General features: G+C 61.9%; 4 protein-coding genes. 3 read left to right on the forward strand and 1 reads right to left on the reverse strand.

Features of this window, described 5'->3' with window-relative positions:
* Positions 1-111: 111 nt before the first annotated feature.
* Positions 112-1,125, reverse strand: coding sequence for an ABC transporter substrate-binding protein (locus tag OQK_RS09820; protein ID WP_016772231.1), 1,014 nt, complete (start codon positions 1,123-1,125; stop codon positions 112-114).
* A 396-nt stretch (positions 1,126-1,521) separates the two neighbouring features.
* On the opposite strand from OQK_RS09820, the gene OQK_RS09825 reads away from it, so the two are divergent.
* From OQK_RS09825 to OQK_RS09835, 3 genes are all read left to right on the forward strand, one after another.
* Positions 1,522-3,120 carry an ABC transporter permease gene (locus OQK_RS09825; RefSeq protein ID WP_016772232.1) on the forward strand — a complete coding sequence of 533 codons (1,599 nt, stop codon included), beginning with the start codon at positions 1,522-1,524 and terminating at the stop codon, positions 3,118-3,120.
* Positions 3,117-3,932, forward strand: a complete 816-nt coding sequence (locus OQK_RS09830; RefSeq protein WP_016772233.1) for an ABC transporter ATP-binding protein — start codon at positions 3,117-3,119, stop codon at positions 3,930-3,932. Before OQK_RS09825 ends, OQK_RS09830 begins: the two co-directional genes overlap by 4 nt.
* 14 nt (positions 3,933-3,946) lie before the next feature.
* On the forward strand, positions 3,947-5,153 hold a 1,207-nt coding region (locus OQK_RS09835), incomplete at its 3' end, for an arylsulfatase (RefSeq protein ID WP_016772234.1).

A 5,153-nucleotide genomic window follows, 5' to 3' on the forward strand; every position in this document is an offset into this window, starting at 1 on the left:
CGCTCTGCGTGGGAATGAAACCCGTGACGCTCTGCGTCACAAAGGACGCGGAGCGTCCTCGGCTGCATTCCCACGCGGAGCGTGGGAACGATCTGGAAAGACGCTGGAGATCTAAAGCCTGGCTGCAGAAAGCTCTGGCGCCACCCAATCGCTGACCTTGAACGGCTTGCGGATCAGCTTCTGCTGCGCCGCCAGGTCGACCTTGTCCTGCAGGCCGCTCAAGAACACCGGATCCAGTGTCGACGGGAAAATCTCGCTGAGATTCTGATCCTTCAGATCCTGAGCCAGAATCACCGGCGGATAACTGGCCAGCCCTGATACCAGCTGCACATACGCATCCTTGTTGCTGTCCTGCGTCAGCCACTCGACCGCTTGCTGCTGCGCCTTGAGCAGTTTCGCAATGACCTCAGGATGGGCGTCGACAAACTTGCCATTACCCAGCAACACCGCCTGCACGCTGCCAGCGCCGCCAAGGTCCTTGGTGTTGAGCGGCAATTCCGCCAGGCCTTTGGCTTGCAAGGCACTCAGCGCGGAGCTGCCCCACGAGGCATCGATCTGCTTGGCCGCGAGCGCCGAGACCGCCGCGTTGAAATCCAGATTGATGACCTTCAGATCCTTCTCGCTCAGGCCCTGACTGGCCAGCGCCGCATCGAACGACAGTTGCGTTGCCGTTCCGCGAAAGATCGCCACGCGTTTGCCCTTGAGATCCTGCAGGGTCTTGATTCCCGAGCCGGGCACCACGCCGAGGTATTGCTTGACCCCACGCGCCGTGGCGCTGAGCAGGCGCGTGTCCAGACCATTGGATTTGCCGATGATCGCGGCGAGATCGCCGAGATAGGCCAGATCAACCTGGCCATTGGCAAACGCCTCATTGATCACCGGCCCGGCGCCCTTGAAGAAACTCCACTGGATCTTGATGCCCTGCTCGGCGAAGGCCTTTTCGAAGATCTGCTGATCGCGCAGCACATCGACGATGCCGCCGCCGCTGTGTTGAGTGCCGGCGCTGAGGTCGGGCACGGCGATGCGGATTTCCTTGAGTTCTTCGGCTTGGGCGCCAAGCGCAAGAAAGCCTGCAAGCGCCGGGGCGGCCAGCAGGCTGATGATTCGTTTGAAGGGAAGGTTCATGGGTGCGGCTCCTTGATCGCTGAGGAGCCGAAAGTAGGCTGGGTGCATACCTTCACTTAAATACTATAAATGCACATTTTTATATCCATATGACCTAAGTGAGGGCGTGTGCGGCTTGCAGCGCGATATGCATTAACAGCATCGAAAATATTCTTCGAATGCATTGGATGCGCGCAAGCAGGCAAGCCTTAAATGGATTCGCTTATCTCCCGATAGCATCTAACGCAAGTTTGTTAGATCAGTTTCATATATGACGAAACCCAGTGTGGGAGCGAGCCTGCTCGCGAAGAGGCAATGCCAGCCGCCATCAATGCTGTCTTAAACAGCCATTTCGCGAGCAGGCTCGCTGCCACATGAAAAGCGGTTCGCCATGCAACCCGACAACGGAGGTCACCCATGGCCCGTCAATCTCTGCTCAGCCTGCCGCTGGCCGCGCCGCCGCTGAAAAGCCGTCGCACCTGGCCGAGCCTGAATCAACGCCTGTTGCCCTGGCTGTTGCCCGTCAGCCTGTTCGTCCTGTGGTGGCTGGCCGCGCGCAATCAGTGGATGAGCGAGCAGATCCTGCCGGCGCCATCGCTGGTGTGGAGCAGCGCTGTGGAACTGGCCCAAGGCGAGTTGTGGAGTCATTTGTGGATCAGCCTGCAACGGTTGTTCTGGGGCTTGTTGGCAGGCGTTTCGACCGGCGCGGTGCTTGGCGCCGCACTGGGCTTCAGTCGACGTCTGGAGCGCCTGGTTTTTCCGACATTCGCCGGATTGGCGCAGGTGCCGACGCTGGCGTGGATTCCGCTGTTCATGGTGTTTTTTGGCATCGGCGAACTGCTGAAACTGGTGGTGCTGATCAAGGCCATTGTGGTGCCGGTGACCTTGCACACACTGGTTGGTGTGCGCGATGCACAACCGAAACTGCGCGAAGCCGCCGCCGTGTTGCGCCTGCCGCCGCGCTTGCTGATTTGGCGCTTGGTGCTTCCCGCTGCGCTGCCGGCGTTCATGGCCGGCGTGCGCCTGGCACTCGCTGCCGGCTGGACCTCGTTGCTGGCGGTCGAGCTGCTGGCCTCCAGCGAAGGCATCGGCTATCTGATGGTCTGGGCGCGGCAGTTGTTCATGCTCGACATCGTGTTCGTGTGCATCGTGGTCATCGGTCTGATCGGCGTGGCGATGGATCGCGGCATCGGCCTGCTCGACCGCAGACTGGTGCACTGGCCGCACCCGGCCACCGCGCACATCACACGCGGCCCGCGCTATCAGGGCTGGCAACGCCTGCAACCGTGGCTGTTGCCGCTGGGCTTGTTGGCGCTCTGGCAAGTGGCCAATGATCAGCAGTGGGTCGACGCGAATATTCTGATCAGCCCTGCGGCTGTGCTGAGCACGACATGGGACGGACTGCTCGACGGTACGCTGGTCAACGGCATGGCGCTGAGCCTGAGCCGCACCCTGGGCGGCTTGCTGATCGGTGGCGGCCTCGGTTTCGCCCTGGGCTTGCTCCTCGGCCTGTCACGTCTCAGCGAACGCCTGCTCGGCCCGACACTCGCCGCACTGCGGCAGATCGCGATTTTCGCCTGGGTGCCACTGCTCACCGCGTGGTTCGGTCTCGGCGAACTGGCCAAGTGGGTGTTCGTCGCTCTCGCCGCCTTCTTCCCGCTGTTCATCGCCACCCAGCGCAGCGTCGCCAACCTCTCGCCGCAACTCAACGAAGCCGCGCAAGTGCTGCGCCTCGGCCTCGGCCAGCGCCTGCGTCGACTGGTCCTGCCCGGTGCTGCGCCGGGGATCTTCGCCGGGCTGCGATTGAGCCTGATCTACGCCTGGCTCGGCACCATCGGCGCTGAATATTTCATGCCGTCCAATGGCGGCATCGGCAGTCAGATGATCGGCGCGCAGCAGCTGCTGCGCATGGATCTGATCATGGCCGGCATGCTGCTGGTCGGCCTCACCGGCGCCCTGCTCAACCTGATCGGCCAACGCCTGGAAATTCGCGCGACCCGCTGGAGACACGCATGAACGCACCAATTGTCAGCTTCAACCACGTAGGCAAATCCTTCGCCGTCAACGGTTTCGAACTGGAGGCGATTCGCGAATTCAACCTGGACATTGCCGAGGGCGAATTCGTCGCCATCGTCGGCTCCAGCGGCTGCGGCAAATCCACATTGCTGCGTTTGCTGGTCGGCCTCGACACCGAGTTTCGCGGGCACATCAGTGTCGATGGCAAGGCCGTTAGCGGCATCGGCGGCGAGCGCGGTATCGTCTTTCAGGAACATCGTCTGTTCCCGTGGCTGACAGTCGCCGACAACATCGGCCTGGGCCTGGTCAATGAACCGCTGAGCGGGGCGCAGAAACAACAACGCATCAAGGATTTCATCGAACTGGTCGGCCTCAGTGATTTCACCCAGGCCTATCCGCATCAACTCTCCGGCGGCATGGCGCAACGCGTGGCGATCGCGCGCGGCCTCGTCGCCAGCCCGCGAATCCTGTTGCTCGACGAACCCTTCGGCGCCCTCGACGCACTGACCCGCCAGCAAATGCAGGACGAACTGCTGGCAATCCGCGAACGGGCACAGATCACCACGATTCTGGTGACCCACGATGTCGAGGAAGCGATTTTTCTGGCCGACCGCGTGGTGGTGATGGAGCCGCGTCCGGGGCGGATCAAGCAAGTGGTCGACATCGCCCTGCCGCACCCGCGCCAACGCAGCAGTTACGACTTTCATCAGCTGCGCGAAGAACTGCTGCACGAGTTGACCAGTGATGACCATTACCAACCGAGCGCACCGGTGCAGATCCGCGATCTGCCGCTGACGTTCATTGCCTGCTGAACAGGAGTTTCGCGATGCCGCAACGTCCCAACTTTCTAGTGATTCTGGCCGACGACCTAGGCTTTTCCGACATCGGTGCGTTCGGCGGCGAAATCGCTACGCCGAACCTCGATGCGCTGGCCGAGAACGGCCTGCGCCTGACCGATTTCCACACCGCACCGACCTGCTCGCCGACGCGCTCGATGCTGCTGACCGGCACCGATCACCACATCGCCGGTATTGGCACCATGGCCGAAGCGTTGACCCCGGAACTGATCGGCAAACCTGGCTACGAAGGCTACCTGAATGACCGCGTCGTCGCCCTGCCCGAGCTGCTGCGCGAGGCCGGCTATCAAACCTTGATGAGCGGCAAATGGCACTTGGGTCTGAAGGCTGAACTGGCGCCCCATGCGCGCGGTTTCGAGCGCTCGTTTTCACTGTTGCCGGGCGCTGCCAACCACTATGGTTTCGAGCCGACCTACGATGAGCAAACGCCGGGCCTGCTGAAATCCACCCCGGCGCTGTACATCGAGGACGATCAGTTTGTTGACGAGTTGCCGAAGGATTTCTATTCCTCCGATGCCTTCGGCGACAAGCTGCTGCAGTACCTCAAGGAACGCGATCAGACCCGGCCGTTCTTCGCTTACCTGCCCTTCTCCGCGCCCCACTGGCCGTTGCAGGCACCGGCCGAGATCGTCGAGAAATACCGTGGCCGCTACGACGCTGGCCCGCAAGTGCTGCGCCTCGAACGCCTGGAAAAACTCAAGGCACTGGGTCTGATCGAGGCAGACGTCGAACCGCACCCGCTGATTCAGCTCAGCGCGCAGTGGGACGCGTTGAGCGATGAACAAAAGCAGATTTCCGCACGAGCCATGGAGGTGTACGCGGCGATGGTCGAGCGCATGGACTGGAACATCGGCCGGGTCGTCGATTACCTGCGCCAGCAAGGACAGCTCGACAACACCTTCATCCTGTTCATGTCCGACAACGGTGCCGAAGGCGCGCTGCTGGAAGCGTTCCCCAAGTTCGGCCCGGAGCTGATGACCTACCTCAACCAGCATTACGACAACAGCCTCGACAACATCGGCCGGGCCAATTCCTACGTCTGGTACGGGCCGAACTGGGCGCAAGTGGCAACCGCGCCGTCACGCTTGTTCAAGGCTTTCACCACCGAGGGCGGGATCCGCGTGCCGGCGCTGCTGCACTATCCGCAACTGCCGCTGAAAGGGCAGATCAGCCATG

Source organism: Pseudomonas sp. R62, assembly GCF_000257605.1.
Taxonomy (GTDB): Bacteria; Pseudomonadota; Gammaproteobacteria; order Pseudomonadales; family Pseudomonadaceae; genus Aquipseudomonas; species Aquipseudomonas atacamensis.

Coding starts and splice junctions, on each gene's coding strand:
- OQK_RS09820 (WP_016772231.1), bottom strand. CDS start 1,125: ATGAACCTTCCCTTCAAACGAATCATCAGCCTGCTGGCCGCCCCGGCG.
- OQK_RS09825 (WP_016772232.1), top strand. CDS start 1,522: ATGGCCCGTCAATCTCTGCTCAGCCTGCCGCTGGCCGCGCCGCCGCTG.
- OQK_RS09830 (WP_016772233.1), top strand. CDS start 3,117: ATGAACGCACCAATTGTCAGCTTCAACCACGTAGGCAAATCCTTCGCC.